The following is a 26,133-nucleotide window of genomic DNA, read 5'->3' on the forward strand; positions in this document are numbered from 1 at the left end:
GCCCTGCCCGCCTCAGCTCTTCGCCTTGGCGTCGCGCGCCAATTTCTCTGCCTGGCCAATCCAGTCGTCACGTCCGATACGTCCCTTGAACGAAAGATAATCCTCAACCCAGCCGATCTCGGCGGCTTCCAATTTCGCGATCTGCCCGTAGGTCCAGATGCCGAGACCGTTCAGAACCTGCTCGAGCTTCGGCCCGATGCCGGAAATCTGCTTCAGGTCGTCCGGTGTCTGCGGGCGCTCAAGCGCCTTGGGCTGGCGCGGTTCGGACAAGGCTGCACCGGTCTCTACGGGCGCGGCCTTCGCAACCGGCTTTGCCGCTTCCGTCGGCTCGTCTGCCAACTTTTCCGTCGTATCGCTCAGCTCCTTGGCGATCGAGCGCGCATCGGCAATCAGCGTCCTGGCGGTAGCGCGGGCCTTGGTCGCGGCCGGCTTTTCCTTCGGCGTGAAGGCTGCGGCCTCTTCGATATCATCAGTCAGCGACCCGAAGAACTGCTGCGATGCCTGCATGGCGCCAGCCACAGTGCCCATCCAGATGCCGAAAGCCTGGCTGGCAAGACCGAAACCGAGTGCCGAAAACGCAGACGCGCCCGCCACCGGATGCGCCATCAGATTGATGGCGCCGGCAAATTCCGTCGGCAGCAGCGCGTTGATTTCCTTGTTCATCTCTTCGAACTGTTTCACGTCAGGTATCAAGTGATCGGGTATGGAAAACATCGACATGGCTTGCTCCTAAGCCGGTTTCCGTTGGTCCCTGTCCTGCTCGTTTCCCTTTTGAACTTTAAGTCTGCGTCTTTTGTTTATTCGGCCGCCACCAGCGCCGGCTCGGCGCGATGGGCGTTGCGGGTGAACTCGTCGATACGGCGCTCGATCTCCGGGCGGAAATGCCGGATCAGGCCCTGGATCGGCCATGCGGCAGCATCGCCCAGCGCGCAGATCGTGTGGCCTTCCACCTGCTTGGTCACGTCGAGCAGCATATCGATTTCGCGCTTCTGCGCTTCACCGCGCACCAGTCGCTCCATCACGCGCCACATCCAGCCCGTACCTTCACGGCATGGCGTGCACTGGCCGCAGCTTTCGTGCTTGTAGAAGTAGGACAGGCGCGCGATCGCCTTCACGACGTCGGTCGACTTGTCCATGACGATGACGGCAGCCGTGCCGAGACCCGACTTCAGGTCGCGTAGCGCGTCGAAATCCATCGGCACGTCGATGATCTGTTCAGCCGGCACCAGCGGCACAGACGCGCCGCCCGGAATGACCGCCAGAAGATTGTCCCAGCCGCCGCGAATGCCGCCGCAATGCTTTTCGATCAGCTCGCGGAACGGGATCGACATCGCCTCTTCGACGGTGCACGGATTGTTGACGTGGCCGGAAATGCAGAAAAGCTTGGTGCCGACATTGTTCGGGCGACCGAACGACGAGAACCAAGCAGCACCCCGGCGCAGGATGGTCGGCGCGACCGCGATCGACTCGACATTGTTGACCGTCGTCGGGCATCCATAGAGGCCGACATTGGCCGGGAACGGCGGCTTCAGGCGCGGTTGGCCTTTCTTGCCTTCAAGGCTTTCGAGCAGCGCCGTCTCTTCGCCGCAGATATAGGCACCGGCGCCGTGATGAACGTAGATGTCGAAGTCGTAGCCGTTCTTGTTGCCCTTGCCGATCAGGCCGGCATCATAGGCCTCGTCGACCGCGCGCTGCAGCGCCTCGCGCTCGCGGATGAACTCACCGCGCACATAGATGTAAGCCGCAATCGCGCCCATGGCGAAACCGGCGATCAGGCAGCCTTCGACCAGCGTATGCGGATCATGGCGCAGGATTTCACGGTCCTTGCAGGTGCCCGGCTCGGACTCGTCGGCATTGACCACCAGATAGGAAGGCCGGCCATCGGTGCTCTGCTTGGGCATGAACGACCATTTCAGCCCGGTTGGGAAGCCGGCGCCGCCACGACCACGCAAGCCCGAAGCCTTCATTTCGTTGACGATCCAGTCGCGGCCCTTGGCGATGAGGCCAGCGGTGTTATCCCAGGCGCCGCGCGACATCGCGCCCTTCAACGACTTGTCGAAGCGGCCGTAGATATTGGTAAAGATACGGTCTTTGTCCTGAAGCATTTTTCGTCCCTCAGACCGGCTTCTTGCCGAAGACACGGATATATTCGGCGACACCACCCTTGGCGAGGGCCTTGGCCTGCTTGACCCAGTCCTCGCGCTCGATGCGGCCGTGGAAGCTCAGATAGCCGTCGACCCACTCGCGCTCGGCCTTCTTCCACGAAGCGACCTGCGCAAAGGTGTAGATGCCGAGCGAATGCAGGATGCCCTCGATCTTCGGGCCGACGCCCGAAATCAGCTTGAGATCGTCGACCGCGGCCGGCTTTTCGATGCCGACGGGACGGTCCTTGTGGTCAAGCGACGGCTTGGCCGCAGCAGCCTTCTTGGCCGCAGGCTTTGCAAGCTCGGGCGACTTAAAGGCGGAAGCCGGCTCGGCTTTTGCGGAAGCGCCCTTGCGCTGCTTGGAAACGCCTTCGACAGAGGGCGCGGTCTTGTTTGCCGCGGCCTGATTGACAGCTGGCGCCGCAACACTCGCCTTTTCCTCGGCTTTTGAGCTCGCCTTGACCGGCGACGGTGACTTTACCGCGCCGTTGGTTTCGGCAGCGGCGGTCTTCGGCTTGGCGGCCTGCGACGGGGGAACGGTTGCACCTGCGTCGGCGGGCGCTGTCTTGGCTTCCGCTTTGGCTTCCTTGTCGCGCGTGGATTTCAGAACGACCTTTTCGTCCTGAAGCGAGGTCAGGCCGGGCTGCGGACCGGAATAGATGCGGTCGATCTGCGGGCCAGGCGTCACCGAAGCGCCCTTGCCCTCCTCGAACAGGTCGATGATCTCGGCAAGCCGTTCCGGGGTCAGGTCCTCATAGGTGTCCTTGAACACCATGATCATCGGCGCATTGACGCAGGCGCCGAGGCACTCGACCTCTTCCCACGACAGCGTGCCGGAATCATTGAGATGGAACTGGTCGTGATGGATTTTCGAGCGGCAGACGTCCATCAGCGCTTCCGAACCGCGCAGCATGCAGGGCGTGGTGCCGCAAACCTGGATATGAGCGCGTGTGCCGACCGGCTTGAGCTGGAACTGCGTGTAGAAGGTCGCGACCTCGAGCACGCGGATCAGCGGCATCTCGAGCGTCTCGGCGATATGCTCGATCGCGGCGCGCGTGACCCAGCCTTCCTGCTCCTGCGCAAGCATCAGCAGCGGGATGACGGCCGACTGCTCGCGGCCCTTGGGGTACTTCTTGATCCAGTTCTTCGCCTGCGCGGCAAGAGCGCGATTGAACGCGAACGACGCGGGCTGGACTGAAGCTTCTGCGAGACGGCGAACGGACATTTAGCGATCGACCTCACCAAACACGATGTCGAGGGAGCCGAGAACGGCGGTGACGTCGGCCAGCATGTGGCCGCGGCAGAGGAAATCCATCGCCTGGAGATGCGCGAAACCGGGCGCGCGCAGCTTGCAGCGATAGGGCTTGTTGGTGCCGTCGGAGACGAGATAAACGCCGAACTCGCCCTTCGGCGCTTCGACGGCGGCATAAACCTCGCCGGCCGGCACGTGATAGCCTTCGGTGTAGAGCTTGAAGTGATGGATCAGCGCTTCCATCGACCGCTTCATGGCGTCGCGCTTGGGCGGAACCACCTTGCCGTCGAGGTTCGACACCGGCCCGGAGCCTTCCTTGCCGAGCAGGAGATCGACGCACTGGCGCATGATCCTGGCCGACTGGCGCATCTCTTCCATGCGCAGCAGGTAGCGGTCGTAGCAGTCGCCGTTCTTGCCGATCGGAATGTCGAATTCCAGCTCCGAGTAGCATTCATAAGGCTGCGACTTGCGCAGGTCCCAGGCAGCGCCCGAACCGCGCACCATGACGCCCGAAAAGCCCCAGGCCCAGGCGTCTTCCAGCGAAACCACGCCGATATCGACGTTGCGCTGCTTGAAGATGCGATTGCCGGTGAGCAGGCTGTCGAGATTCTTCACCGTCTGCAGGAACGGATCGATCCACTTGCCGATGTCCTCGACCAGCTTCTGCGGCAGGTCCTGATGGACGCCACCCGGACGGAAATAGGCTGCGTGCATGCGCGCGCCGCAGGCACGCTCATAAAACACCATCAGCTTTTCGCGTTCCTCGAACCCCCAGAGCGGCGGCGTCAGCGCACCGACGTCCAGAGCCTGCGTCGTGATGTTGAGCAGGTGGTTCATGATGCGGCCGATTTCGGAATAGAGCACGCGGATCAGCTGGCCGCGCTTGGGCACATCGATGCCGAGAAGCCGCTCGATCGCCAGCGAAAACGCATGCTCCTGGTTCATCGGCGCGACATAATCGAGCCGGTCGAAATAAGGGATCGCCTGCAGATAGGTCTTGTGCTCGATCAGCTTCTCGGTGCCGCGATGCAGCAGGCCGATATGCGGATCGACACGATCCACGACTTCGCCGTCGAGTTCCAGCACGAGGCGCAAAACGCCGTGCGCGGCCGGATGCTGCGGGCCGAAGTTGATGTTAAAATTGCGAACGGAGGTTTCAGCCATTTACTGCTTCGCCTTTTCATCGCCCGGCAGGACGTAGTCCGTCCCTTCCCATGGCGACAGGAAGTCAAAATTGCGGAATTCCTGCTTGAGCTCGACAGGCTCGTACACGACGCGCTTGGCTTCGTCGTCGTAGCGGACTTCCACGAACCCCGTCAGCGGAAAATCCTTGCGCAGCGGATGGCCTTCGAAGCCATAGTCGGTCAGCAGGCGGCGCAGATCCGGATGGCCGGAAAACAGGATGCCGTACATATCGTAGGCTTCGCGCTCGAACCAGTCGGCACCGGGATAGACGCCCGTCAGCGAAGGAACCGGCGTATCCTCGTCGGTCATCACCTTTAGGCGGATGCGCAGGTTCTGGCGCGGCGAGAGAAGGTGATAGACGACGTCGAAACGCTTCAGGCGCGCCGGATAATCAGCACCGCAGACGTCGATAATCGAGATGAACTGGCACTGCACGTCGTTGCGCAGAAAGCTCGCGACGCTGACGATATCGCCGGCTTCGAGGGAAAGCGTCAGTTCGCCATAGGCGATAACGGATTCACCGATCTTTCCGTCCAGCTTTTCGGCCAGATAGGCCGAGAGGTCCTTGAGGGCTTCACTCATCGGAAATCACCGTTCAATCGTGCCGGTGCGGCGAATCTTCTTCTGGAGGAGAAGAACGCCGTAGAGCAGCGCTTCCGCCGTCGGCGGGCAGCCGGGTATATAGATGTCCACCGGCACCACGCGGTCGCAGCCGCGCACGACGGAATAGGAATAGTGGTAATAGCCGCCGCCATTGGCACAGGAGCCCATGGAGATGACATAGCGCGGCTCCGGCATCTGGTCGTAGACCTTGCGCAGCGCGGGAGCCATCTTGTTGGTCAGCGTGCCAGCAACGATCATCACGTCCGACTGGCGCGGAGAAGCTCGCGGCGCGAAACCGAAGCGCTCGGCGTCATAGCGCGGCATGGAGAGGTGGATCATCTCAACCGCGCAACAGGCGAGGCCGAAGGTCATCCACATCAGCGAGCCGGTGCGCGCCCAGGTGATCAGCGCTTCCGACGAAGTGACGACAAAGCCCTTGTCGGAAAGCTCGTTGTTGATGTCCATCACGAACGGATCATCGGCGCCGATCGGCTTGCCGGTGTTCGGATCGAGAATGCCCTTGGGCTTGGCAGCGACCATTGTGGGAGACATGTCGTTCAATCCCATTCCAGCGCTCCTTTTTTCCATTCGTAGATGAAGCCGATGGTGAGCACCGCCAGGAAGACCATCATCGACCAGAAGCCGAGCATGCCGATCTCGCCGAAGGAAACCGCCCACGGAAACAGGAAGGCCACTTCAAGGTCGAAGATGATGAAGAGAATGGAAACCAGATAAAAGCGGATGTCGAACTTCATGCGCGCATCGTCGAACGAATTGAAGCCGCACTCATAGGCCGACAGCTTTTCCGGGTCCGGATTGCGGTAGGCCACGAGGAAAGGCGCTGCAATCAGCGCCAGCCCGACCACGAGGGCCACGCCGATGAAAATGACGATGGGAAGATATGAACTTAAGAGCGCGCTCATGCTCCGACTTTCCATTGATGGCCGATCGGCCTGAATTATAGCATTGAGTCGAACCGCCATACCGCGACAGATTGCCTATGAAGGCCGCGGCAAGACACTATGCTGCAACGCGGCGAGGGTTAGCGCAGGCAATCGGGGGAAGCAAGTCAAACCTTGGCGAAAGCACGGCTGCGCCAATCGCTTTCCAGCGATTTGCGGTGCACAAGGCGCATTTGATTTCCTTACCTTTTTACTCCACTTTTTATCCTGACACAATTCCCGTCGCAGTCCTGCTAGGCTGAAGTCCACATTTCGATTCCGGCTGATGCGGAGAGACCTTGATAGATGAACGCCCGGGCCATCGAAGAATGAAGGAAACGATCCCGCTTTCCATGGCGCGGCGCATAGCGCTTGCCGCGCAGGGCTTTGCCGATCCGCGACCGACGGGCGCCATCGACCGGCGACATCTCAACAAGGTGCTTTCGCGCATCGGTCTGCTGCAGATCGATTCCGTCAGTGCGGTGGTGCGGGCGCATTACATGCCGCTGTTTTCGCGGCTTGGCCCCTACCCCCGCGCGTTACTCGACAACGCTGCCACATCACGAAAACGTGCGCTCTTTGAATACTGGGCGCATGAAGCGTCGTTCCTGCCGGTCGAAACCTATCCCCTCATGCGCTGGCGCATGGAACGCGCCGGCCAGCACGAGGAAATGTACACCGGGCTGGCAAAATGGGCGCGGCAGAACGAAGGCCTGATCAACGAGATTTATCAGGAAGTCAGTAACCGCGGCCCGATCGCGGCTTCCGACATCGATGGCGCCAAGGGCTCCGGCGGCTGGTGGGGCTGGAGCGACGAGAAGCACGCCTTCGAATGGCTGTTCTGGGCGGGCCGGATCACAACATCTTCGCGCCGCGGCTTCGAGCGTCTTTATGATCTGCCGGAGCGTGTTTTGCCCGCCTCCATATATAATGCCCCGGTTCCCTCGGCTCCCGACGCGCATCGCGATTTGCTGCGCATTTCGGCCCGCGCACTTGGCATCGCCACCTACAGCGACCTGCGCGACTATTTCCGCCTCTCGCCCGCCGACATGAAGGGCCGCATCGAGGAACTCGTCGAATCGGGTGAGCTTCTGCCGTTTCGCGTCAAAGGCTGGACCCACCAGGCATGGCTTCACGCCGACGCCCGCATCCCGCGCAAGGTCGACGCCCGCGCCCTCCTCGCCCCCTTCGACCCATTGGTCTGGGAACGCGCCCGCACGGAGCGTCTGTTCAACTTCCGCTACCGCATCGAGATCTACACGCCGGCCGAAAAGCGGCAATATGGCTACTACGTCCTGCCCTTCCTGCTCGGCGACGCGATTGTGGCGCGCATCGACGTGAAGGCGGACCGACCGGCCCGCGTTTTGCGCGTGCTCGCTGCCTATGCCGAACCGGGCGCGCCAAACCACACTGCCGCGGCCCTCATCGAAGAACTCCGCCTGATGATGTCCTGGCTCGAACTCGATCGCATCGAGATTTCGCCCGCCGGCGATCTCGCACCGGCGTTGGCCGACATAATCGCGTCGTAACCACGCGTTGACAGCGCAAGGCACCACCGCCTAAATTCGCCCGCGACGGTCCCCTCTCCGCAAAGGGAGGGGCTAAGAGGGAATGCGGTGCCGGGCCAAGAGCCCAACTCCGCAGCTGTCCCCGCAACTGTAAGCGGATAGCCGAAGGCCGACAGCCACTGGGATTTTTCCCGGGAAGGCGGCATGAAGCGACGACCCGCGAGCCAGGAGACCTGCCGTCAGACGAAAAATCCGACCGCCTGGCGGGTGTCCCGGGCAAGGAGCGTGATTCTGGTGAAAGCCGACGGCAATCAAACTGAGCTGGCCGAGGACGCCCATGATTTGGGCGCGCCCGGCGTAACGATTCTCGTCTGCTCATCCTGTCGCGACGAGACGGGCTCCGACGCGCGGCCGCGCGCCGGCGAGCATCTGGCGCAAGGCGCGATTCGCGCCGCAGCACCTGAGAACATCACGGTCAGGCAGGTCGAATGCCTCGGAAACTGCAAGCGTCGCTTGAGCGCTGCCCTGCTGCGCGACGGTTCGTGGAGCTACGTCTTCGGCGACCTCACGACCGAAAGCGGGCCTGACCTGATCACCGGCGCAAAGCTTTTCGCGACCTCGACCGACGGCATCCTGCCGTGGCGGGGCCGTCCCGACAGCCTCAAGCGCGGCCTCGTCGCGCGCATCCCTCCCCTCGATTTCCTGAAGGACAATTCATGACTGCCTCCGCCACCCGCGTCCCCTGCACCGTCGTCACCGGCTTTCTCGGCGCCGGCAAGACCACGCTGATCCGCCATATCCTGGAAAACGCCAACGGCCGCCGGCTGGCCCTTATCGTCAACGAATTTGGCGATATCGGCATCGACGGCGAGATCCTGAAAGGCTGCGGCGTCGATGCCTGCCCGGAGGAAAACATCGTCGAACTGGCCAATGGCTGCCTCTGTTGCACCGTCGCCGACGATTTCGTGCCGGCGCTTGACCAGATCCTGGCGCTGGAGCCGAAGGTCGATCATATCATCATCGAGACCTCCGGCCTCGCGCTGCCCAAGCCGCTGGTGCAGGCCTTCCAGTGGCCGAGCGTGAAGAGCCGCGTGACCGTGGACGGCGTCGTTGCCGTGGTGGATGGCCCGGCGCTGGCCGCGGGCAAGGTCGCTTCCGACCTCGACGCACTGCAGGCGCAGCGTCAGGAAGACGATTCGCTCGACCATGACGACCCGGTCGAGGAAGTGTTCGAGGATCAGGTCGCCTGCGCCGATCTCATTATTCTCTCCAAGAGCGATCTGCTCGACGCAGCCGGCAGCGCCCGCGCCAACGCCATCATCAGCGAGCATCTGTCGCGCGCCGTGAAAATCGTCCCGACCGCGCAGGGCAAGGTCGATCCCTCGGTGCTGCTCGGCCTTGGCCTCGCCGTCGAGGACGACATCGAAAATCGAAAGACCCATCACGACGGCGAACTCGACCACGAGCATGACGATTTTGACTCCTTCATCATCGAGCTTCCGGCGATCTCCGATCCCGACGCACTGGCCAAGCGGGTTGCTGCTGCGGCAGAAGAAGAAAACGTGCTCCGCGTAAAAGGTTTCGTCGATGTCGGCGGCAAGCCGATGCGGCTTCTGGTCCAGGCCGTCGGCCCGCGCGTCAACCACTATTACGACCGCGCCTGGACGGCGGCCGACGACCGCCGCTCGCGTCTTGTCGTCATCGGCCTGAAGGGGCTGAATCGCGACGCGATCGAGCGCATACTGGTCAGCTGACCAACAGCGTGCCGCCATGCACATACTGACCACGACATCCGCCTCGCTCGATGATCTAGTCGAGCCGGTCGATCTGCGGCAAGCGCCGGCGGATATCGTGGCGCTGTCCTTCACCGACAGCGACTTGGCCGGGCTGGCGACGGCATGGAAACAGGACGCCGAAACGCTGCCGTCGATGCGGCTGGCAGCCCTGCGCGACCTGCGCCATCCGATGTCGGTCGATCTGTGGATCGACAGCACCGCCAGCCGGGCCAAAGTCATTCTGGTACGCATTCTCGGCGGCTACGACTGGTGGCGCTATGGCTGCGACCGGCTCGCCACAATGTGCCGCGAGAACAACATCCATCTCGCGCTCCTGCCCGGCGAGAGCCACGACGAAGACCTCCGGCTGATTGAATGCTCGACCCTGCCGCGCGAGCAGCTGGACGGGCTGCTCGCCTATTTCCGCGAGGGCGGGCCGGAAAACATGCGCGGGCTGGTGCGGCGGCTGGCGGTGCTGGCGGGCGGGCAAGGCGCGGCGGCGCAGCCGGTTGCGGTGCCGAAGTCTGGGTTTTACGAGCCGAAAAAGGGTGTCGTCGAGCGCGACGTCCCCCTCCCCCTTGAGGGGAGGGTCCGGCCGCAGGCCGGGGGTGGGGTCGCCGCGGCCGCACGCCAACGCCAAGGAACGTCGAGCACTGCCGTAATACCCCCCTCCGCCGCCTTTGGCGGCACCTCCCCCTCAAGGGGGGACGAAACGCGCCCCACCATCCCCATCCTGTTCTACCGTTCCATGCTGCTCGCCGCCGATGTCGCGCCCATCGACGCGCTGGTCGAGGCACTGCGCCAGCGCGGCATGGCGCCGGTCCCGATCTTCGTTTCCAGCCTGAAAGACAAAGCCTCCCTCGCCTTCGTCGAGAATGCGCTGGCCGATCTGAAACCCGCCGCGATCATCACAGCAACCGCCTTCGCCTCTGGTGCCGAGCCGGGCGTCGAAACCCTGTTCGATCGTGCCGGCGTGCCGGTGTTCCAGGTCATAGTCGCAACCACGCGCCGCGACGCCTGGGCCACCAACCAGCGTGGATTAGCCCCCGCCGACCTCGCCATGCATGTGGTCATGCCGGAGCTCGACGGCCGCATCCTCGCCGGCGCGATTTCGTTCAAGGCAGAAATCGAAGCCGACGCGGCCCTCGCCTTCAAGGGTCTCGCAAATCGTCCGGAGCAAGACCGGGTCGAGCAGGTTGCCGACAGGCTGGCAGCCTTCGTGCGTCTCCAGCGCGAACCGCGCGCAACCCGCAAACTGGCGATCCTCATTCCCGACTATCCCAGCGCGCCCGGCCGCACCGGCTATGCCGTCGGCCTCGACGTGCCCTCCAGCGTGCTCGCCATGCTGCATGACCTGAAGCAACATGGCTATGCCGTTGAAGGGATTCCCGAATCGCCGCGGGAACTATTGGGCTTGCTGGAGCACGGCGATAATGGGCTGAGCTTAGAAGATTATCTTGCCCTCGCGAACGACCTGCCTGAGGAGGCGCGGGCGACGGTGGAGGCCGCGTGGGGCAAGCCAGATGCCGAGACGGTTTCGACCAGGAAACTGCAGCGCTCTACGTTGCCCCCCTCTGTCCTGCCGGACATCTCCCCCACAGGTGGGGAGATTAGCAGTGGCAATGCCGGTCCACTCCCTGCAACGTCGACGATTGGCGAAAGTTTTGATGACAGCCTGATCTCCCCACCTGTGGGGGAGATGTCCGGCAGGACAGAGGGGGGCAACGTCGAGCAAAATCGTTCCCGTCCCTCAAACAACCACTTCCCCTTCCCCGCCGCCACCTTCGGCAACATCACCGTAGCACTTGCCCCCGATCGCGGGCGTTCGGCGGATCGCCGCGCCGATTACCACGACCCAACGCTGCCGCCCCGCCACGAGTTGATCGCTTTCGGTCTGTGGCTGCGCAAGAAACTCGACTGCCACGCACTAATCCATGTCGGCGCCCATGGCACGCTCGAATGGCTGCCCGGCAAGACGGTGGCGCTGAGCAGTGCCTGCTTCCCCGAAATCGTCACCGGCGGCCTGCCCGTCATCTATCCCTTCATCGTCAGCAACCCCGGTGAGGCAGCCCAAGCCAAGCGGCGCATTTCCGCCGTCACGCTCGGTCACCTGCCGCCGCCGCTCGCGCACGCCGGGCTCGATGAAAACCAGCAGATGCTGGAGCGGCTGGTCGACGAATATGCACAGGCCGACGGCCTCGACCGCCGCCGCCGCGATCGGCTGGCGAAACTCATCGTAGAAACCGCCGCCAAGACCGGCCTCGCCCATGAAGCCGGCGTCGCAAAGACCGACGCTCCCGACGAAGCGCTGCGCCGCATCGACGCCTGGCTCTGCGATCTGAAGGATTTCGCCGTCAAGGACGGCCTGCACATCTATGGCCGCGCGGCGGACGATGAGACCGATGCCATGCGCCTGCGCAGCGCTGAAACCGAGCGCAACGCGCTGATTGCAGCACTCGACGGCCGCCACATCGCCGCCGGCCCAGCAGGCGCGCCGGCGCGTGGCCGCACCGACGTGCTGCCGACCGGACGCAACCTCTTCACCGCCGATCCGCGCACCATGCCGACGCCTACCGCCTTCGACCTCGGCCGCGCCGGAGCGCAGGAAGTGCTGACGCGTTACTTGCAGGATCACGGCGACTGGCCGCGCTCGCTGGTCATCGACCTCTGGGGCAGCGCCTCGCTGCGCACCGGCGGCGAGGAGATCGCCCAAGGTCTGTTCCTGATGGGCTGTCGCCCGCAATGGGATGCCGCCACCGGCCGCGTCACCGGTATCGAAGTCCTGCCGCCGGCAACGGTCGGGCGACCGCGCGTCGATGTCACATGGCGCATTTCCGGCCTGTTCCGCGACATGTTCCCGACCCAGATCGCGCTGGTCGATGCCGCTGCCGCTGCCGTCGCCGCGCGCGACGAGGACGCTTCCGAAAACCCCCTTGCCGCCGAAGCGCGCACGCTCGGCAAGGCCCCCGCCCGAATCTTCGGCTCCTCGCCCGGCACCTATGGCGCTGGCCTGGAAGACCTTTTGTCCAGCGGCCAATGGACAAGCCGCGAGGAACTCGGCCGCGCCTATCTCGACGCCACCTCGCATGCCTATGGCGGCGCCGAAGGCGAAGGCGTCTCTGCGCCCGGCGCTTTCGCGACACGCATCGCCGGGGCCGATCTTCTCGTCCACAGCGGCGACGACCCCGGCCGCGACATTCTTGAAGGCTCCGCCGATGTCGCCTTCATCGGCGGTTTTTCGGCAGCCCTTGCAGCACTCGGCAACAATGCCGATGTGATCATCCTCGACACCACCGACCCGGCACGCCCGCGCCCGCGCTCGATCACCGAAGCAGTGGCGCGCGTGGTGCGGGCGCGTGCCGTCAACCCGCGCTTCATCGAAGGACAGATGCGGCATGGTCCCCGCGGCGCGTCCGAATTTGCCGAGACGGTCGACCGGCTCGTGGGCTTCGCCGAGACCACGCATGCCATCCCCGGCGCACTGATCGAGGCCGTGCATGATGCCTATCTCGGCGACGAGGTGGTGCGCGCCTTCCTGTTGCGCGAGAACCCGGCGGCGACAAAAGTCATCGCCGAGCGCTTCGCCGCGGCGCGCCGGCGCGGACTGTGGCACCCGCTGCGCAACTCCATCGACGACGATCTGGCCAGCCTGATCGTCGAGGCCGAGGCGCTGGAGGTGGCGGCATGAACGCCTTCTCGCGGCGCGGCGCCTGCCCGGCACTCTCGGCGCCGATGCAGACCGGCGACGGCTTGCTGGTGCGGCTCAACCCCGTTGCTGGAGGACTTGCCCCCAAGGCCTTGATCGGACTCTGCGAATCCGCCTCGCGGCACGGCAATGGCGTTATGGAGGTGACGGCACGCGGCAGCCTGCAGATACGCGGTTTGACGGCGGAAAGCGCAGTGGCGCTTGCGGGAGAAGTTAATACGCTCGGCATAGCTGTGCGCACCGGCGTGCCGGTGGAGACGGGGCCTCTGGCGGGGCTGGACCCGCAGGAAATTGCCAATCCGTCTCCGCTTGCCAATCGTATTCGCGAAGCCATCGACGCATCGAACCTCGGAGGTCGTCTCGGCTCGAAAGTGTCGGTCTTAGTCGATGGTGGCGGGCGACTGAATATGGATAGGGTGCAGGCCGATGTGCGGTTGACTGCGGTTTCGGCGAATGTCTGGCAGCTTGCCGTCGCGGGCGATGCCAAAAGCGCAACGGTGCTGGGTGAGATCAGTGGGCGAGAGGCCTGCGATGCTGCTCTCATCATATTGCGAATGATTGCTGCCGGCGGACGTGAAGCCCGAGCGCGGGATCTGAACGGCGAGCAACTAAAATGTATAATCCCCTCGATAGGTCTGCACCCTACGTTGCCCCCCTCTGTCCTGCCGGACATCTCCCCCACAGGTGGGGAGATCAGCAGTGGAGATGCCGGCTCATCTCCTTCTTCGTTAGAAATTGGCGAAAGTTTTGATGCAGGCCCAATCTCCCCACCTGTGGGGGAGATGTCCGGCAGGACAGAGGGGGGCAACGTCGAGCGTCTTCCTGGCCTCATTAGCATGCGACAGGAGCCGGATAGCCCAATCGGCGTCCTCCCCCTCCGCAACACCATAGCACTCGGCCTCGGCCTGCCCTTCGGCCACATGCGGGCTGAAAGCCTGATCGCGCTTTGCCACGAAGCCGAATCCCTCGGCGTGACCGAAATCCGCCTCGCACAGCAGCGAGCGCTCCTGCTCCTCGGCCTCTCGCAATCCGCCTGCATCACCCTGCAGGACCACGCCAAATCCCTCGGCTTCATCACCGACCCGCTTGACCCGCGCCGCTTCATCGCCGCCTGCCCCGGCACGCCGGCCTGCGCCTCCGGCCTTCTCCACACCCGCGATATCGCCAGCCAGCTAGCCGAAGCATCCGCCGACCTGCTCGACGGTTCGTTCGAACTCCACGTTTCCGGCTGCGCCAAGGGCTGCGCGCACCCGGCTCCGGCAGCGCTGACGCTGGTCGGCGGCGAAAAAGGAGCCGGACTTGTCGTGGACGGGACGGCAAAGGACCTTCCCGCCGGGTACACGTCCGGCTATGAAGCCGCACGCGCGCTTGGCCGCGTGGCAAGACTGGTACGTGCCAGCCGCAAGAATAAGGAGACCACCGCCTCCTGCCTTTCGCGGTTGGGTGCGGCCCGGATCGCCGAGGCGTTTGAACAGGGATGAGCATGACGGCTTACGACTACATCCACGACGGCAACGCGATCTATGAGCGCTCCTTCGCCATCATCCGCGCTGAGGCCGATCTGTCGCGCTTTTCGGAAGCCGAGGCCGATGTCGCCGTGCGCATGATCCACGCCTGCGGGTTGGTCGAAGCGGCGGAAAAATTCGAGTTCGGCGAAGGTTTCGTCGAAGCGGCAAGCACAGCCTTGAAAGCCGGCGCACCGATCTTCTGCGACGCCGAGATGGTGGTACGCGGCGTCACCCGCGCCCGCCTGCCCGCAAACAACGAGGTGATCTGCACATTGCGTGACGATCATACGCCCGCGCTGGCAAAAGAGCTCGGCAACACGCGCTCGGCAGCCGCGATAAAGCTGTGGGGCGAGCGCATGGCCGGCTCGGTCGTCGCCATCGGCAATGCACCGACCGCCCTTTTCTACCTGCTGGAACTGCTGCGCGACGGCGCACCGAAGCCGGCGGCGATCATCGGCATGCCGGTGGGTTTTGTCGGCGCTGCCGAATCCAAGGATGCGCTGGCCGAAAACTCCTATGGCGTGCCCTATGCCATCGTGCGCGGCCGCCTCGGCGGCAGCGCCATGACGGCAGCCGCCCTCAACGCATTGGCGAGGCCCGGCCTGTGACCGTGCAACCCAAAGGCCGCCTCATCGGCGTCGGCACCGGTCCCGGCGACCCCGAGCTGCTGACGCTGAAAGCCGTGCGTGCGCTCGGCGAGGCCGACGTGCTTGCCCATTTCGCCAAGCGCGGCAACAACGGTAACGCCCGCGCCATCATTTCCGAGCATCTGAAGCCCGAAATCATCGAACTGCCGCTGCTCTATCCGGTAACGACCGAGATCGACAAGGAACATGCCGACTACAAATCGGCGATTACCGGTTTCTACGAGGAGTCGGCGCGCGCGGTGGCGGAGCATCTCGAAGCCGGCCGCACCGTCGCCGTGCTGAGCGAGGGCGACCCGCTGTTCTACGGCTCCTACATGCACCTGCATATCCGCCTGTCGCATCGCTATCCGACCGAGGTCATCCCCGGCGTCACCGCCATGTCGGGCTGCTGGTCGCAGACCGGGCTGCCCATCGTGCAGGGCGACGACGTGCTGAGCGTTCTTCCGGGCACGATGAGCGAATTCGAGCTGACACGCCGGCTGGCCGATACCGACGCTGCCGTCATCATGAAGGTCGGGCGCAACCTGCCCAAAATCCGCCGCGCGCTGGAAGCCAGCGGCAAGCTGGAGCGCGCCATGTATGTCGAGCGCGGCACCATGGCCAACACGGCTTCCGTAAAGCTCAGCGAAAAGGCTGACGACATCGCCCCCTATTTTGCCATCGTGCTGGTTCCCGGCTGGGCGGGGCGGCCATGAGCGGGCGGCTTTTCGTCATCGGCCTCGGCCCCGGCAATCCCGGTCAGATCACACCCGAAGCAAGTGCAGCGGCGACGGAAGCCGAGTTCTTCTTCGGCTACGGCCCCTATGTCGACCGACTGAACCTCAGGCCCGACCAAACCCGCATCGCTTCCGACAATCGCGAGGAGATTTCGCGTGCCAATGCAGCTCTTGAGAAGGCGGCCGAGGGCGCGAGTGTCGCCGTGGTTTCGGGCGGCGATCCTGGCGTCTTCGCGATGGCAGCAGCCGTCTGCGAGGCGATCGAAGCCGGGCCTGCCGAATGGCGCGACATCGAATTGACGGTCATACCCGGCGTCACGGCCATGCTTGCGGTCGCCGCCCGCATCGGCGCGCCGCTCGGCCATGATTTCTGCGCCATCTCGCTATCGGACAATCTCAAGCCATGGAATCTCATCGTAAAGCGACTGGAAGCAGCAGCGAGCGCCGGCTTCGTCATCGCGCTTTACAATCCGATCAGCAAATCCCGCCCCTGGCAGCTCGGCAAAGCCTTCGAAACACTGCGCGCCATCCTGCCCGGCACGACGCCTGTGATCTTCGGCCGCGCCGCCGGCAGGCCCGACGAGCGCATCGAGATCACGCCGCTGGCGGCGGCTCGCGCCGAACAGGCCGACATGGCCACCTGCGTGATGATCGGCTCGCCCGAAACCCGCATCATCGAGCGCGACGGCCAACGCCCGCTGGTCTATACGCCGCGCTTTTCGGCGGAGGCAGCCCAATGATCGATCATGGCAAGCAGCTCGCCGACGCTGGCAGCGGATGGCACATCCGGCAGGTCCGTCCTGCGGAACAGGATGACTTCGATACCGAGTTCGCGCGCGGCAGCGATCTTGCCATAGGTGGCGCTGCCGCCGCTGTTTTTGGCAACAATGGCGTCGATGCGGTGGCCGGCCAGAAGCTCACGCTCATCCGTCTCGGCAAAGGGCCCGCGCGCAAGAATGTAAGTCGCATCCGGCACGGCGAGCGGCGGCTCGATGGGATCGACGCTGCGGATCACGTAAGCGTGCTGCGGCGCGCGCGCAAAGTCGGCAATTTCCTGCCGTCCGAGCGCGAGGAACACCCGACGCGGACGTTCGCCCAACGCGGCCACGGCTTCCCTGCCGTTCTCGACCAGCGTCCAATGATCGCCCTCGACAGCCTCCCAGGCCGGGCGACGCAGCGTCAGGATCGGAACGCCGGCCAGCGTCGCGGCTTCAGCCGCATTGCGCGAAATGTTGGCCGCATAAGGGTGAGTGGCGTCAATCAGCAGGCCGACTTGCTCGTCGCACAGATAATTCGCCAGCCCTTGCGCACCGCCAAGGCCACCGCTGCGCACCGGCACAGGCTGCGCGACAGGATCGACCGTGCGGCCGGCCAGCGACAAAACAACCGACAGGTCGGCGCGATCCGCCAGTTTGCCGGCAAGCTGCCTTGCTTCCGTGGTGCCGCCGAGTATCAGAATGCGGTGGGTCATCATGCCTGCTGAGCGAAAGAAACCGGCCGCCGCACAACGCTGGCTCACCATCGTCGGCATCGGCGAGGATGGTGTAGAAGGTCTTGGCGACGAGGCCAAGCGCCACATCGCGCAAGCCGAGGCGGTTTTCGGCGGCAAGCGCCATCTCGCGCTGGTGGAAGGGCTGATCGCGGGCAACGCGCTGCCATGGCCAACCCCGTTCGATGCCGGCATGAAAGCGGTGCTGGCGCTGTCCGGCCGCCGCGTCTGCGTGCTCGCCTCCGGCGATCCCTTTTGTCATGGCGTCGGCTCCACCCTCGCCCGCCACGTATCGGCGGACGAGATGAACGTGCTACCTGCCCCTTCTGCCTTCAGCCTCGCCGCCGCACGCCTCGGCTGGCCGCTGCCCGAAACGCAGACGATCTCCCTGCATGGCAAGCCGATCGACCTGATCCGCCCGCTGCTGCACCCCAAGGCGCGCATCCTTGCGCTGACCTCGGATGGCGATAGCCCGGCCGCAATCGCGCGCCTGCTTTCCGAACTGGGTTTTGGCCCGTCGCGCATGACGATACTGGAAGCGCTGGGCGGCCCGTCCGAACGCCTGACCGCGATGCGGGCCGTGACCTTCGCCGCCAAAAACATCAATCCGCTCAATGTTCTGGCCATCGAAGTGGAATCGACTTCTGAAGCGCGCGTCCAACCGCTGACGCCCGGCATGGCGGACGAATTGTTCGAGCATGACGGCCAGATCACCAAGCGCGAAATCCGCGCCGTTACACTGTCGAGCCTCGCGCCCAAACGTGGCGAGCTTCTGTGGGATATCGGCGGTGGCTCCGGTTCGATCTCCATCGAATGGATGCTGGCCGACCCGTCGATGCGCGCCATCGCCGTCGAGGCATCACCCGAGCGCGCAGCGCGTATCGGCCGCAATGCCGTCGCCTGCGGCGTACCCGGTCTCATTGTCGTCGAAGGCAAGGCGCCTGCGGCACTCGCCGGCCTTGAAACGCCGGACGCGATTTTCGTCGGCGGCGGCGGCACTGAGCCCGGCGTCATGGATGCGGCGATCGACGCCCTGCCCTCTGCTGGCAGGCTCGTCGCCAATGCGGTGACGCTGGAAATGGAAGTGCTGCTGCTGGCGCTGCATGCGCGGCTCGGCGGCGAACTGATCCGCCTCGCCGTCTCCCGCACCGTGCCCGTGGGTTCGATGCAAGGCTGGCGGCCGGCAATGCCCGTCACGCAATGGTCATGGGTGAAGCCATGATCGTCGCGGGCATAGGCAGCCGCAAGGGCGTCAGCGAACAGCAGGTGCTGGACGCCATCAGCGCAACCCTGGCTGAACACAAGATCGAAGCATCGCAGCTTGATGCCATCGCGACTGCGCAGTTGAAGCAGCATGAAGAGGCCATCTTTTCCGCCGGGCGCAAACTGGGGCTCGAAGTCTTGATCGTTGGCGACGCGGAACTCGCAGAGGCCGGGAAAAGCACTTCCAGCCATTCCGAACTGTCGCTGACTTTGACCGGCGCGCCCTCCGTCTCGGAAGCGGCAGCCCTTGCAGCTGCGGGCGAGAATGCACGGTTGCTCGGGCCGAGGCATGTTCTCGCCTCAGTGACCTGTGCGCTGGCGCAAAGCGGAGATGCGTCATGACGGTTCATTTCATCGGCGCCGGCCCCGGTGCCGCCGATCTCATCACCGTTCGCGGCCGCGACCTGCTGGCGCGCTGCCCGGTCTGCCTCTATGCCGGCTCGATCGTACCGAAGGAAATGCTGGCTTACTGCGGGCCAGACACGAAGCTCGTAAACACCGCCCCGATGTCGCTGGATGAGATCGAGGCCGAATACGCCGCGGCCCACCAGGCCGGGCAGGATGTCGCGCGGCTGCATTCCGGCGATCTGTCCGTCTGGAGCGCTGTCGCCGAGCAGATACGCCGGCTCGAAAAGCTCGGCATTCCCTACACGCTGACGCCGGGCGTGCCATCCTTCGCCGCCGCAGCGGCAGCGCTGGGCCGTGAATTGACGATCCCGGAAGTCGCGCAATCGCTGGTACTGACCCGTATTTCCGGTCGCGCCTCGCCGATGCCCGAGAAAGAAAAACTCGCGGCCTTCGGCGCAACAGGCACCACGCTCGCCATCCACCTCGCCATCCACGCCATCGACCGCGTGGTGGAAGAACTGACGCCGCTCTACGGCGAAGATTGCCCGGTCGCCATCGTCTTCCACGCCTCGTGGCCGGATGAGCGCATCGTGCGCGGAACGCTTGCAACCATCGCCGGCCAACTCGCCGCAGATCCGATCGAGCGCACGGCGATCATCTTCGTCGGCCCCTCGCTGGCGGAAGAGGAGTTCCGCGAAAGCTCGCTTTACGATGCCTATTATCAGCGCCGCTTCAGGGGGCGGGATTCGCTATGAGTGGGCGCGAAGGGCGCATGCCCCCTCAATTCGCCGTCGCGGTTGAAAACCAGGATTTCGAGCTCGATATCCGCGCTCTTCAAAACCGGAGCGGCGGTGCGCCACGCACTGGCGGCAATCGCGTCGCCAATCACCACGCCCTCAGCTACAGCAAGCGCGAACGCCTCGGCGACCGTATTGGCGCCACGAATGCGCGCCGCCAGCTCCTCGCCCGCCCCTGCTTCAATAGCCACCGTTGCCAACCCATCGAGATCGGCCGCACCTCGGTTCGAATGCACGTCGAGCATGCCTTGCGCCAGCTTGGTCATCTTGGCGACCCCGCCGGCAATCGTCACGCGTGGCACCGGATGCGCGCGGATATATTTCAGCATGCCGCCGACGAAATCGCCCATGTCGATCAACTGCACTTCATGCAGGCCATGGAATTTCTGGACCGCCATTTCGGAAGCATTGCCCGTCGAGCCGGCAACATGGGTAAAGCCCATGGCACGCGCCACATCGACGCCGCGATGGATGGAATGAATCCAGGCCGAGCAGGAATAGGGAATGACGATGCCGGTCGTTCCCAGGATGGAAATGCCGCCAAGGATGCCGAGGCGCGGATTCAACGTGCGCTGCGCCATCTCTTCACCGCCGACCACGGAAATCTCGACCTCGAAATCCGCCTTGTCGCCTGCGACCTGATGCACGGCCTCGGCAATCATCTTGCGTGGCACGGGATTGATCGCCGGCTCGCCCGGCGGGATCGGCAGGCCCGGTCTTGTCACCGTGCCGACGCCCGATCCAGCGCGAAAGGTCACGCCGGACCCTGGCACGCCGGCGCGCACGGTGCTTTTCACCAGCGCGCCATGCGTCACGTCGGGGTCGTCGCCGGCATCCTTGACGATGCCGACCGTCGCCCGGCCGTCGCCGATTTCATGGTTGGCCAGCGCGAAACCGACGACATTGCCACCGGGCAGCGTGATCTCCACAGGGTCGGGAAAACTGCCCGTCAGCAACGCCGAACACGCTGCCTTGGTGGCAGCGGTGGCGCAGGCGCCCGTGGTCCAGCCACGGCGCAGTGGCATTTCGGCTTCTTTCATGCCTTCGCTCATGCCGGCCTATATACGCAGGCTGTCTTTGCGCGTCATCCGGGAAAGCACCTTCTGTGAGCATCGACCATCTCTTTTCCCGCCTTCTCGCCGGCAAGCAGCCGCTACAGCCCGGCCATGTCTGGCTGGCCGGCGCCGGGCCCGGCGATCCTGCCCTGCTCACCCTCGACGTGCTCTCCGCACTGACCCAGGCCGACGCGCTGGTGCATGACGCGCTGGTGTCGCCGGAAATCGTCGCCGTTGCCGAGCAAGCGGAAAAATTCTTCGTCGGCAAGCGCGGCGGCAGGCTCTCGATCCCGCAAGACGAAATCAACGCACTGCTGGTCCGGTTGGCGCGGGAAGGCCGCAAAGTCGTGCGGCTGAAGGGCGGGCACCCCTTCGTCTTCGCCCGCGGCGCGGAGGAAGCGCTGGTGCTGGCGCGCGAAAACATTCCCTGGCGTGCGCTTTCCGGCGTCACCTCGGCCTTCGGCGGCCTGACCTCGGCGGGCATCCCGGCGACTGTGCGCGGCGTCAACGGCGCGATCATCCTCGCCACCGGCTTTGCCGCAGCCACTGACGACCGGCCTGATTGGGCAGCACTCGCCCGCACCGGCCAGCCGATCGTCATCTATATGGGCCTGACCCATATGGCGGCCACGGTGGCGGAGCTTTTGGCGGCAGGGCTGCCCGGCGACACACCGGCTGCGTTGGTCGAGAACGCCTCCATGCCCGAGGAGCGCACCGTCACCGTACCGCTGGGCATGCTGGTGGAGACAGCAGCGCGCGAAAATATCGTCTCGCCGGCGCTGATCGTCATCGGCGGCATCGTCGCGATGCGCAACGAACTGATGGGTGGCCGGTGACGGCGCGCGGCCTGATCATCGGCGCCCCGCGCTCAGGCTCGGGCAAGACCAGCGTCACCATCGGCATTCTGCGCGCGCTCGCGCGGCGAGGCATAAGCGTCGGCGGCGCGAAATCCGGCCCGGACTATATAGACCCGGGCTTTCATCACGCTGCCACCGGCCGGCCCGGCGTCAATCTCGACAGTTGGGCCATGTCGCCGCCACTGCTCAACGCACTGGCGGCAAATGCCGCCTCGCAAGCGGACCTGCTGTTCATCGAAAGCGCCATGGGCCTGTTCGACGGCATTCCCGCCGCACCCGGCCGCTCGGGCTCGGCTGCCGATCTGGCAAGGCTCTACGGCCTGCCGGTGCTGCTGGTGCTCGACGTTTCCGGCCAGTCGCAAACGGCAGCGGCCATCGCCAAGGGCTTTGCAACCTACGATCCATCCGTGCGCATCGCCGGCGTCGTGCTCAACCGGCTCGGCAGCGAGCGTCACCGCCGATTGGCCGGCGATGCGGTCGAGGCACTCGGCCTGCCGGTCGTCGGCGCGATCCTGCGCGACCCGACGCTTTCCCTGCCCGAACGTCATCTTGGCCTCGTCCAGGCCAGCGAACATGCCGACCTGATCGCCCATCTCGATCGCCTCGCCGACATGGCCGAACACTCGCTCGACCTCGACGCCATCATCGCGCTGATGACGCCGCTTGAGCCGAAAGGCGCTGATTTCTCCGATGCCCTGCCCCCGCCCGGCCAGCGCATCGCGCTGGCGCAGGATGCCGCCTTCACCTTCGTCTATCCGCATGTCGCGGCGCATTGGCGCGAGGCCGGCGCGGAAATCGTTCCGTTCTCGCCGCAGGCAGACGAAGCCCCTTCCGGGGATTGCGATGTCTGCTGGCTGCCGGGCGGTTACCCCGAACTCCACGCCGGCAAGCTCGCCGCTGCCGAAAATTTTCGCGCCGGCATGGCAAGATTTGCCGAGGCAAAGCCGATCCATGGCGAGTGCGGCGGCTTCATGACTCTGGGCGAAGCGCTGGAGGATGCCGAAGGCGTAACCCACCGCATGCTCGGCCTGCTCGGCCATTCGACCAGCTTCGCCAGGCGCAAGATGAATCTCGGCTATCGCCAGGCGACTTTGCTATCCGACTGCCCGCTCGGACAGGCCGGCTCGACCGTGCGTGGTCATGAATTCCACTACGCGCAGACGGTCACGCCGGGAAGCGACGAAAAGCTCGCTGACCTCGCCGACGGTCAAGGCAACCCGCTCGGCGCTTTCGGCGGTCGGCGCGGCCATGTCACCGGCACCTTCTTTCACGCGATTGCGCGGGGCTGAGGCATGAACAGCACGCCGCGCAACAGGATTTTCAGCGACATTGCGCTGTCGCTCGTCTTCCTGACGCGCCTGCCGCTGCCGCACATGGATTTTTCCGGCCGCAGCCTTTCGGCTGCCCTTTGGGCGGCACCTGTCGTCGGCGTGGTCGTTGCCCTGATCGGCGGCATCGTCTTCGCCATCACGACGTGGCTCGGCCTCTCGACGGGACCAGCCGCAGCACTGGCGCTAGCCGCAACGATGCTGACGACCTTCTGCCTGCACGAGGATGGTCTTGGCGACACCGCCGACGGTTTTGGCGGCGGCGCGACGCGCGAGAAAAAGCTCGAAATCATGCGCGACAGCCGCATCGGCACCTATGGCGCGGCAGCGCTAGGGCTCTCGATCCTGCTGCGCTGGGCCGCACTTGCCGATCTCACCAGCGTCTCGCAGGTCTTTTGCGCACTGATCGCAGCGCATGCCGTATCGCGCGGGCTGATTCCCGCCTTCATGCATCTGCTGCCCTCGGCGCGTGTTGAAGGGTTGGCCGCCAATGCCGGCTCGCCTTCATCAGAAACGGCGGTAGTCGGTGCGGTTCTCGGCGCTGTCGCGCTGCTTCTGCTCGGCCTGCCCGGCGCGCTGGCAACCGCTGTCATTCTCGGCCTCTGGTTTTTCGCGTTCCGAAAGCTCTGCCTTGCCCAGATCGGCGGGCAGACCGGCGACACCATCGGCGCGCTCCAGCAGGGTGCTGAAATCATCGTGCTGCTGGCAGCCAGCGCCATATTCATCTGATTTTTCAGGAGCTTTCCTCATGGCCTTCAAGTCGTTTGATGAACTGCGTGCCGCCTGCCAGAACCTGCCGGCCGGCAGCGAGGCGTCAGCACAGGCCGTGGCACGGCGGCAGGACACGCTGACCAAGCCGCAAGGCAGCCTCGGCCGGCTCGAAACCATCGTCGCCTGGCTGGCGCGCTGGCAAGGCCGCGACACGCCGAAGCTCGACCACGTCAAGGTCATCGTCTTTGCCGGCTCGCATGGCGTCACCGCGCAGGGCGTCTCGGCCTTCCCGTCGGAAGTGACCGTGCAGATGGTGGCGAATTTTGCCGGCGGTGGCGCTGCGATCAACCAGCTCGCCCGCGTCGCCGGCGCTGAACTCGATGTCATCCCGCTCGAAATTTACCGCCAGACCGACGATTTCACCCAAAGCGTCGCGATGAGCGAGGCCGAATTCCTGACCGCCGTGTCGACCGGTTTTGACGCCGTCACCAAGGATACCGATCTCATCTGCTTCGGCGAGATGGGCATCGGCAACACCACGCCGGCAGCCGCCATTGCAGCTGCCCTGTTCGGTGGTGGTGCTGAAAAATGGACCGGGCGTGGCACCGGCGTCGACGATGCCGGCCTGAAGCGCAAGATCGTCGCCATCGACAAGGGCCTTGCCCTGCATGCAGATGCGATCGCCGATCCACTGAAGATCGCTGCTGCGCTTGGCGGGCGCGAACTCGCCGCGATCCTCGGTGCAACACTTGCCGCGCGCCAGCTTGGCATTCCGGTGCTGCTCGACGGTTTTGTCTGCACTGCCGCCGTGGCTCCTCTCGCGAAACTTGATTCGGCCGGGGTCGCCCATACGCTCGCGGCCCATGTCTCTGCCGAAGCCGGGCATCGCGCGCTGCTCCAAGCTTTGAATCTTGATCCCCTGCTCGATCTCGGCATGCGCCTGGGCGAAGGTTCGGGCGCGTGTCTTGCCGTCAACCTCGTCCGCTCGGCGCTGGAATGCCACACCGGCATGGCGAGCTTCGCCGAGGCTGGCGTCTCGGAGAAATAGCAGCCGCCGGCCAGAAAGCCTCTCTCTTTGAGGTGGAACCAAAGCTGGCAGCAGCCGTTTTGGTCCCATCAGACGAATTGAGGATTTTTCGACATGGCTTCTGTATTTTCAAAATTTCGCGACGACGTAGAAGACGATCTGGAGGATCAGATCGTGAAGCTGCGCCGCGAAGTGTCATCGCTCAAGAAGTCGCTGTCGAAACGCGGTGCCGCCACCTATGAAGACGCGCGCGACGGTGCATCGGATATCTACGAAGATCTCATGGCCCGCGTCAGCGATGCTATCCCGCATATATCGAAACAGTCCCGCGTCGTGAAACAGGCCGCGCGCGACAATCCGGTGGCCGCAACGGTCGTCGGCGTGGCTGTCGTCGGTCTGCTGATCGGCCTTATGGCGCGCGGACGCTAGCGCGTTGTTTTTACGCAATTCCGAACGCAAAACCGCTACGCACTTTTGCTGGAATTGCTTAGATCAGAGATAACACTGAACATTCCGGCGGCTGCGGCGGCTATAGGCACTGTGGTCGCCGCACTGTTTGCCGTTGATCATCAGATCATAGGGACACTGGCAATCGCCTTCCTGCGGCGCGCGTATCGGTGTGCGTCCGCCGAACAGGGCTTTGGCCTTGGAAAACAGGTTTGTCGATTCGGATCTGGGAGCGACGTAGCCCTGAGGACGGATGGCGCGAGGGGTATCGGGCTTCGCGCTGACATTGGTAGCCTTGCCTGGTACCGACAGGCTTGGTCGCGGCGCATCCGAGCCGGCAGGGCGCAAATAGTCGCCATGAATCCAGCCCTTGCGCCCTCGCACCGAGACGAGCTGCCATTTTCCGTCGCGAATGATCACCTTGACCGCCTCACCCGGCCCCAGCGTCGCCACGACAGAGGCCGAAAGGTTTGCCGTCGCCCGCATATTCACGCGCGAGGTCGTGTAGAGCGAATCATCTGAGCGGACCGCCTTGTCCGGCACGGGACGATCCGGCCGCGCGATGGAACTGGTGATCACCTGCGAAGGACGCGGCACCGGCGGCGTGATCTTCGTCGGCGTATCGGGCAGGTCAGCTTTCTTCGGCGTGTCAGGCAATTCAGCCTTGCGTTCCACAGGCTTGGACGGCCGTTGCTGGGCATGGAATTTGGACGGCGGCTCTTGCGTCATCGCCCACATGCCGGCGCCTGCGGCACCGATCACCAGCCATCTCAGTTTTGGAAGCGCGAAACCAACCATGGCTGCATCATGGCGCGAAAGGTTTTAA

General features: G+C 64.5%; 26 protein-coding genes and 1 riboswitch. Of the genes, 16 read left to right on the plus strand and 10 right to left on the minus strand.

Going from position 1 to position 26,133, the window contains the following annotated elements; translation table 11 throughout:
* Nucleotides 1–12: 12 nt before the first annotated feature.
* The 7 genes from G6N74_RS07265 to G6N74_RS07295 form a co-directional block, all read right to left on the minus strand.
* Complete coding sequence (locus G6N74_RS07265; RefSeq protein ID WP_165115868.1) at nt 13–720, minus strand: helix-hairpin-helix domain-containing protein; 708 nt, start codon at nt 718–720, stop codon at nt 13–15.
* Nucleotides 721–797: 77 nt separating this feature from the next.
* Complete coding sequence (nuoF, locus tag G6N74_RS07270) at nt 798–2,105, minus strand: NADH-quinone oxidoreductase subunit NuoF (protein ID WP_091914924.1); 1,308 nt, start codon at nt 2,103–2,105, stop codon at nt 798–800.
* 10 nt (nt 2,106–2,115) lie between these two features.
* The gene (locus G6N74_RS07275) at nt 2,116–3,369 is read right to left on the minus strand and encodes an NADH-quinone oxidoreductase subunit E (protein ID WP_165115870.1); all 1,254 of its coding nucleotides are present in this window, start codon (nt 3,367–3,369) and stop codon (nt 2,116–2,118) included.
* Nucleotides 3,370–4,560 carry an NADH-quinone oxidoreductase subunit D gene (locus G6N74_RS07280; RefSeq protein ID WP_165115872.1) on the minus strand — a complete coding sequence of 397 codons (1,191 nt, stop codon included), beginning with the start codon at nt 4,558–4,560 and terminating at the stop codon, nt 3,370–3,372.
* On the minus strand, nt 4,561–5,163 hold the full coding sequence (locus G6N74_RS07285; protein ID WP_165115874.1) for an NADH-quinone oxidoreductase subunit C: 603 nt from the start codon (nt 5,161–5,163) through the stop codon (nt 4,561–4,563). It lies immediately after the preceding gene.
* A 6-nt stretch (nt 5,164–5,169) separates the two neighbouring features.
* Nucleotides 5,170–5,751: a NuoB/complex I 20 kDa subunit family protein gene (locus G6N74_RS07290; protein WP_165115876.1), complete on the minus strand. Its 582-nt coding sequence runs from the start codon at nt 5,749–5,751 to the stop codon at nt 5,170–5,172.
* Nucleotides 5,742–6,107 (minus strand): NADH-quinone oxidoreductase subunit A, encoded by a 366-nt coding sequence (locus G6N74_RS07295; protein ID WP_165115878.1) that lies wholly within the window; start codon nt 6,105–6,107, stop codon nt 5,742–5,744. The genes G6N74_RS07290 and G6N74_RS07295 overlap by 10 nt, the downstream gene beginning before the upstream one ends.
* Nucleotides 6,108–6,454: 347 nt before the next feature.
* Here G6N74_RS07295 and G6N74_RS07300 point away from each other — a divergent pair, with 347 nt between their 5' ends.
* The 8 genes from G6N74_RS07300 (at nt 6,455) to G6N74_RS07335 (ending at nt 16,725) form a co-directional block, all read left to right on the plus strand.
* Complete coding sequence (locus G6N74_RS07300; protein ID WP_165115880.1) at nt 6,455–7,654, plus strand: winged helix-turn-helix domain-containing protein; 1,200 nt, start codon at nt 6,455–6,457, stop codon at nt 7,652–7,654.
* A 29-nt stretch (nt 7,655–7,683) separates the two neighbouring features.
* Nucleotides 7,684–7,888, plus strand: a riboswitch (cobalamin riboswitch).
* Between the two features lie 39 nt (nt 7,889–7,927).
* Entirely contained in the window at nt 7,928–8,353 is a 426-nt protein-coding gene (locus G6N74_RS07305; protein WP_312857848.1) for a DUF1636 family protein, read from the plus strand.
* On the plus strand, nt 8,350–9,387 hold the full coding sequence (gene cobW, locus G6N74_RS07310) for a cobalamin biosynthesis protein CobW (protein ID WP_165115884.1): 1,038 nt from the start codon (nt 8,350–8,352) through the stop codon (nt 9,385–9,387). Before G6N74_RS07305 ends, cobW begins: the two co-directional genes overlap by 4 nt.
* Before the next feature lie 16 nt (nt 9,388–9,403).
* Nucleotides 9,404–13,096: a cobaltochelatase subunit CobN gene (cobN, locus tag G6N74_RS07315; protein ID WP_165115886.1), complete on the plus strand. Its 3,693-nt coding sequence runs from the start codon at nt 9,404–9,406 to the stop codon at nt 13,094–13,096.
* Entirely contained in the window at nt 13,093–14,595 is a 1,503-nt protein-coding gene (gene cobG / locus G6N74_RS07320; RefSeq protein ID WP_165115888.1) for a precorrin-3B synthase, read from the plus strand. Before cobN ends, cobG begins: the two co-directional genes overlap by 4 nt.
* A 2-nt stretch (nt 14,596–14,597) precedes the next feature.
* On the plus strand, nt 14,598–15,230 hold the full coding sequence (locus tag G6N74_RS07325) for a precorrin-8X methylmutase (RefSeq protein WP_165115890.1): 633 nt from the start codon (nt 14,598–14,600) through the stop codon (nt 15,228–15,230).
* Nucleotides 15,227–15,964 carry a precorrin-2 C(20)-methyltransferase gene (locus G6N74_RS07330; protein WP_165115892.1) on the plus strand — a complete coding sequence of 246 codons (738 nt, stop codon included), beginning with the start codon at nt 15,227–15,229 and terminating at the stop codon, nt 15,962–15,964. Before G6N74_RS07325 ends, G6N74_RS07330 begins: the two co-directional genes overlap by 4 nt.
* Entirely contained in the window at nt 15,961–16,725 is a 765-nt protein-coding gene (locus G6N74_RS07335; protein WP_165115894.1) for a precorrin-3B C(17)-methyltransferase, read from the plus strand. Before G6N74_RS07330 ends, G6N74_RS07335 begins: the two co-directional genes overlap by 4 nt.
* On the opposite strand, the gene G6N74_RS07340 is transcribed toward G6N74_RS07335, so the two are convergent.
* Nucleotides 16,689–17,456: a cobalt-precorrin-6A reductase gene (locus G6N74_RS07340; RefSeq protein WP_165115896.1), complete on the minus strand. Its 768-nt coding sequence runs from the start codon at nt 17,454–17,456 to the stop codon at nt 16,689–16,691. The two genes, G6N74_RS07335 and G6N74_RS07340, sit on opposite strands and share 37 nt — an antisense overlap.
* A gap of 1 nt (nt 17,457) precedes the next feature.
* Between G6N74_RS07340 and cbiE the strand changes: the two genes are divergently transcribed.
* From cbiE to cobM, 3 genes are read left to right on the plus strand one after another with little or no spacing between them, the layout of a single operon-like run.
* Nucleotides 17,458–18,696 (plus strand): precorrin-6y C5,15-methyltransferase (decarboxylating) subunit CbiE, encoded by a 1,239-nt coding sequence (gene cbiE / locus G6N74_RS07345; protein WP_165115898.1) that lies wholly within the window; start codon nt 17,458–17,460, stop codon nt 18,694–18,696.
* Nucleotides 18,681–19,079 carry a cobalamin biosynthesis protein gene (locus G6N74_RS07350; RefSeq protein ID WP_246245675.1) on the plus strand — a complete coding sequence of 133 codons (399 nt, stop codon included), beginning with the start codon at nt 18,681–18,683 and terminating at the stop codon, nt 19,077–19,079. Before cbiE ends, G6N74_RS07350 begins: the two co-directional genes overlap by 16 nt.
* A complete protein-coding gene (gene cobM, locus G6N74_RS07355; protein WP_165115900.1) occupies nt 19,076–19,840 on the plus strand; it encodes a precorrin-4 C(11)-methyltransferase in 765 nt (254 codons plus the stop codon). Before G6N74_RS07350 ends, cobM begins: the two co-directional genes overlap by 4 nt.
* On the opposite strand, the gene G6N74_RS07360 is transcribed toward cobM, so the two are convergent.
* Nucleotides 19,807–20,922 carry a cobalt-precorrin-5B (C(1))-methyltransferase gene (locus G6N74_RS07360; RefSeq protein ID WP_165115902.1) on the minus strand — a complete coding sequence of 372 codons (1,116 nt, stop codon included), beginning with the start codon at nt 20,920–20,922 and terminating at the stop codon, nt 19,807–19,809. The genes cobM and G6N74_RS07360 overlap by 34 nt on opposite strands.
* Before the next feature lie 65 nt (nt 20,923–20,987).
* Between G6N74_RS07360 and cobA the strand changes: the two genes are divergently transcribed.
* The 5 genes from cobA to G6N74_RS07385 all read left to right on the plus strand — a co-directional run bounded on the left by cobA (nt 20,988) and on the right by G6N74_RS07385 (nt 25,289).
* A complete protein-coding gene (gene cobA / locus G6N74_RS07365) occupies nt 20,988–21,773 on the plus strand; it encodes a uroporphyrinogen-III C-methyltransferase (protein ID WP_165115904.1) in 786 nt (261 codons plus the stop codon).
* On the plus strand, nt 21,770–23,083 hold the full coding sequence (locus G6N74_RS07370) for a cobyrinic acid a,c-diamide synthase CobB (protein WP_165115906.1): 1,314 nt from the start codon (nt 21,770–21,772) through the stop codon (nt 23,081–23,083). The genes cobA and G6N74_RS07370 overlap by 4 nt, the downstream gene beginning before the upstream one ends.
* A gap of 3 nt (nt 23,084–23,086) precedes the next feature.
* Entirely contained in the window at nt 23,087–23,851 is a 765-nt protein-coding gene (locus G6N74_RS07375) for an adenosylcobinamide-GDP ribazoletransferase (protein ID WP_165115908.1), read from the plus strand.
* Between the two features lie 19 nt (nt 23,852–23,870).
* The gene (cobT, locus tag G6N74_RS07380; protein WP_165115910.1) at nt 23,871–24,881 is read left to right on the plus strand and encodes a nicotinate-nucleotide--dimethylbenzimidazole phosphoribosyltransferase; all 1,011 of its coding nucleotides are present in this window, start codon (nt 23,871–23,873) and stop codon (nt 24,879–24,881) included.
* Between the two features lie 93 nt (nt 24,882–24,974).
* Complete coding sequence (locus G6N74_RS07385; protein ID WP_165115912.1) at nt 24,975–25,289, plus strand: hypothetical protein; 315 nt, start codon at nt 24,975–24,977, stop codon at nt 25,287–25,289.
* Nucleotides 25,290–25,352: 63 nt separating this feature from the next.
* Here G6N74_RS07385 and G6N74_RS07390 read toward each other — a convergent pair whose 3' ends face one another.
* On the minus strand, nt 25,353–26,105 hold the full coding sequence (locus tag G6N74_RS07390; protein WP_165115914.1) for an SH3 domain-containing protein: 753 nt from the start codon (nt 26,103–26,105) through the stop codon (nt 25,353–25,355).
* Nucleotides 26,106–26,133: the final 28 nt, after the last annotated feature.

It is taken from the genome of Mesorhizobium zhangyense (assembly GCF_011045115.1).
In the GTDB taxonomy this organism is placed as follows: domain Bacteria; phylum Pseudomonadota; class Alphaproteobacteria; order Rhizobiales; family Rhizobiaceae; genus Mesorhizobium_M; species Mesorhizobium_M zhangyense.

Excerpts from the sequence above, each read along its gene's own strand:
- G6N74_RS07265 (WP_165115868.1), bottom strand. The coding sequence starts at position 720 with ATGTCGATGTTTTCCATACCCGATCACTTGATACCTGACGTGAAACAG.
- cbiE (WP_165115898.1), top strand. The coding sequence starts at position 17,458 with ATGCCTGCTGAGCGAAAGAAACCGGCCGCCGCACAACGCTGGCTCACC.
- G6N74_RS07300 (WP_165115880.1), top strand. The coding sequence starts at position 6,455 with ATGAAGGAAACGATCCCGCTTTCCATGGCGCGGCGCATAGCGCTTGCC.
- G6N74_RS07325 (WP_165115890.1), top strand. The coding sequence starts at position 14,598 with ATGACGGCTTACGACTACATCCACGACGGCAACGCGATCTATGAGCGC.
- cobT (WP_165115910.1), top strand. The coding sequence starts at position 23,871 with ATGGCCTTCAAGTCGTTTGATGAACTGCGTGCCGCCTGCCAGAACCTG.
- G6N74_RS07290 (WP_165115876.1), bottom strand. The coding sequence starts at position 5,751 with ATGGGATTGAACGACATGTCTCCCACAATGGTCGCTGCCAAGCCCAAG.
- G6N74_RS07375 (WP_165115908.1), top strand. The coding sequence starts at position 23,087 with ATGAACAGCACGCCGCGCAACAGGATTTTCAGCGACATTGCGCTGTCG.
- cobN (WP_165115886.1), top strand. The coding sequence starts at position 9,404 with ATGCACATACTGACCACGACATCCGCCTCGCTCGATGATCTAGTCGAG.
- cobW (WP_165115884.1), top strand. The coding sequence starts at position 8,350 with ATGACTGCCTCCGCCACCCGCGTCCCCTGCACCGTCGTCACCGGCTTT.
- G6N74_RS07350 (WP_246245675.1), top strand. The coding sequence starts at position 18,681 with ATGGGTGAAGCCATGATCGTCGCGGGCATAGGCAGCCGCAAGGGCGTC.
- cobG (WP_165115888.1), top strand. The coding sequence starts at position 13,093 with ATGAACGCCTTCTCGCGGCGCGGCGCCTGCCCGGCACTCTCGGCGCCG.
- cobM (WP_165115900.1), top strand. The coding sequence starts at position 19,076 with ATGACGGTTCATTTCATCGGCGCCGGCCCCGGTGCCGCCGATCTCATC.
- G6N74_RS07295 (WP_165115878.1), bottom strand. The coding sequence starts at position 6,107 with ATGAGCGCGCTCTTAAGTTCATATCTTCCCATCGTCATTTTCATCGGC.
- G6N74_RS07360 (WP_165115902.1), bottom strand. The coding sequence starts at position 20,922 with ATGAAAGAAGCCGAAATGCCACTGCGCCGTGGCTGGACCACGGGCGCC.
- G6N74_RS07275 (WP_165115870.1), bottom strand. The coding sequence starts at position 3,369 with ATGTCCGTTCGCCGTCTCGCAGAAGCTTCAGTCCAGCCCGCGTCGTTC.
- G6N74_RS07285 (WP_165115874.1), bottom strand. The coding sequence starts at position 5,163 with ATGAGTGAAGCCCTCAAGGACCTCTCGGCCTATCTGGCCGAAAAGCTG.
- G6N74_RS07390 (WP_165115914.1), bottom strand. The coding sequence starts at position 26,105 with ATGGTTGGTTTCGCGCTTCCAAAACTGAGATGGCTGGTGATCGGTGCC.
- G6N74_RS07385 (WP_165115912.1), top strand. The coding sequence starts at position 24,975 with ATGGCTTCTGTATTTTCAAAATTTCGCGACGACGTAGAAGACGATCTG.
- G6N74_RS07335 (WP_165115894.1), top strand. The coding sequence starts at position 15,961 with ATGAGCGGGCGGCTTTTCGTCATCGGCCTCGGCCCCGGCAATCCCGGT.
- G6N74_RS07280 (WP_165115872.1), bottom strand. The coding sequence starts at position 4,560 with ATGGCTGAAACCTCCGTTCGCAATTTTAACATCAACTTCGGCCCGCAG.
- G6N74_RS07340 (WP_165115896.1), bottom strand. The coding sequence starts at position 17,456 with ATGACCCACCGCATTCTGATACTCGGCGGCACCACGGAAGCAAGGCAG.
- nuoF (WP_091914924.1), bottom strand. The coding sequence starts at position 2,105 with ATGCTTCAGGACAAAGACCGTATCTTTACCAATATCTACGGCCGCTTC.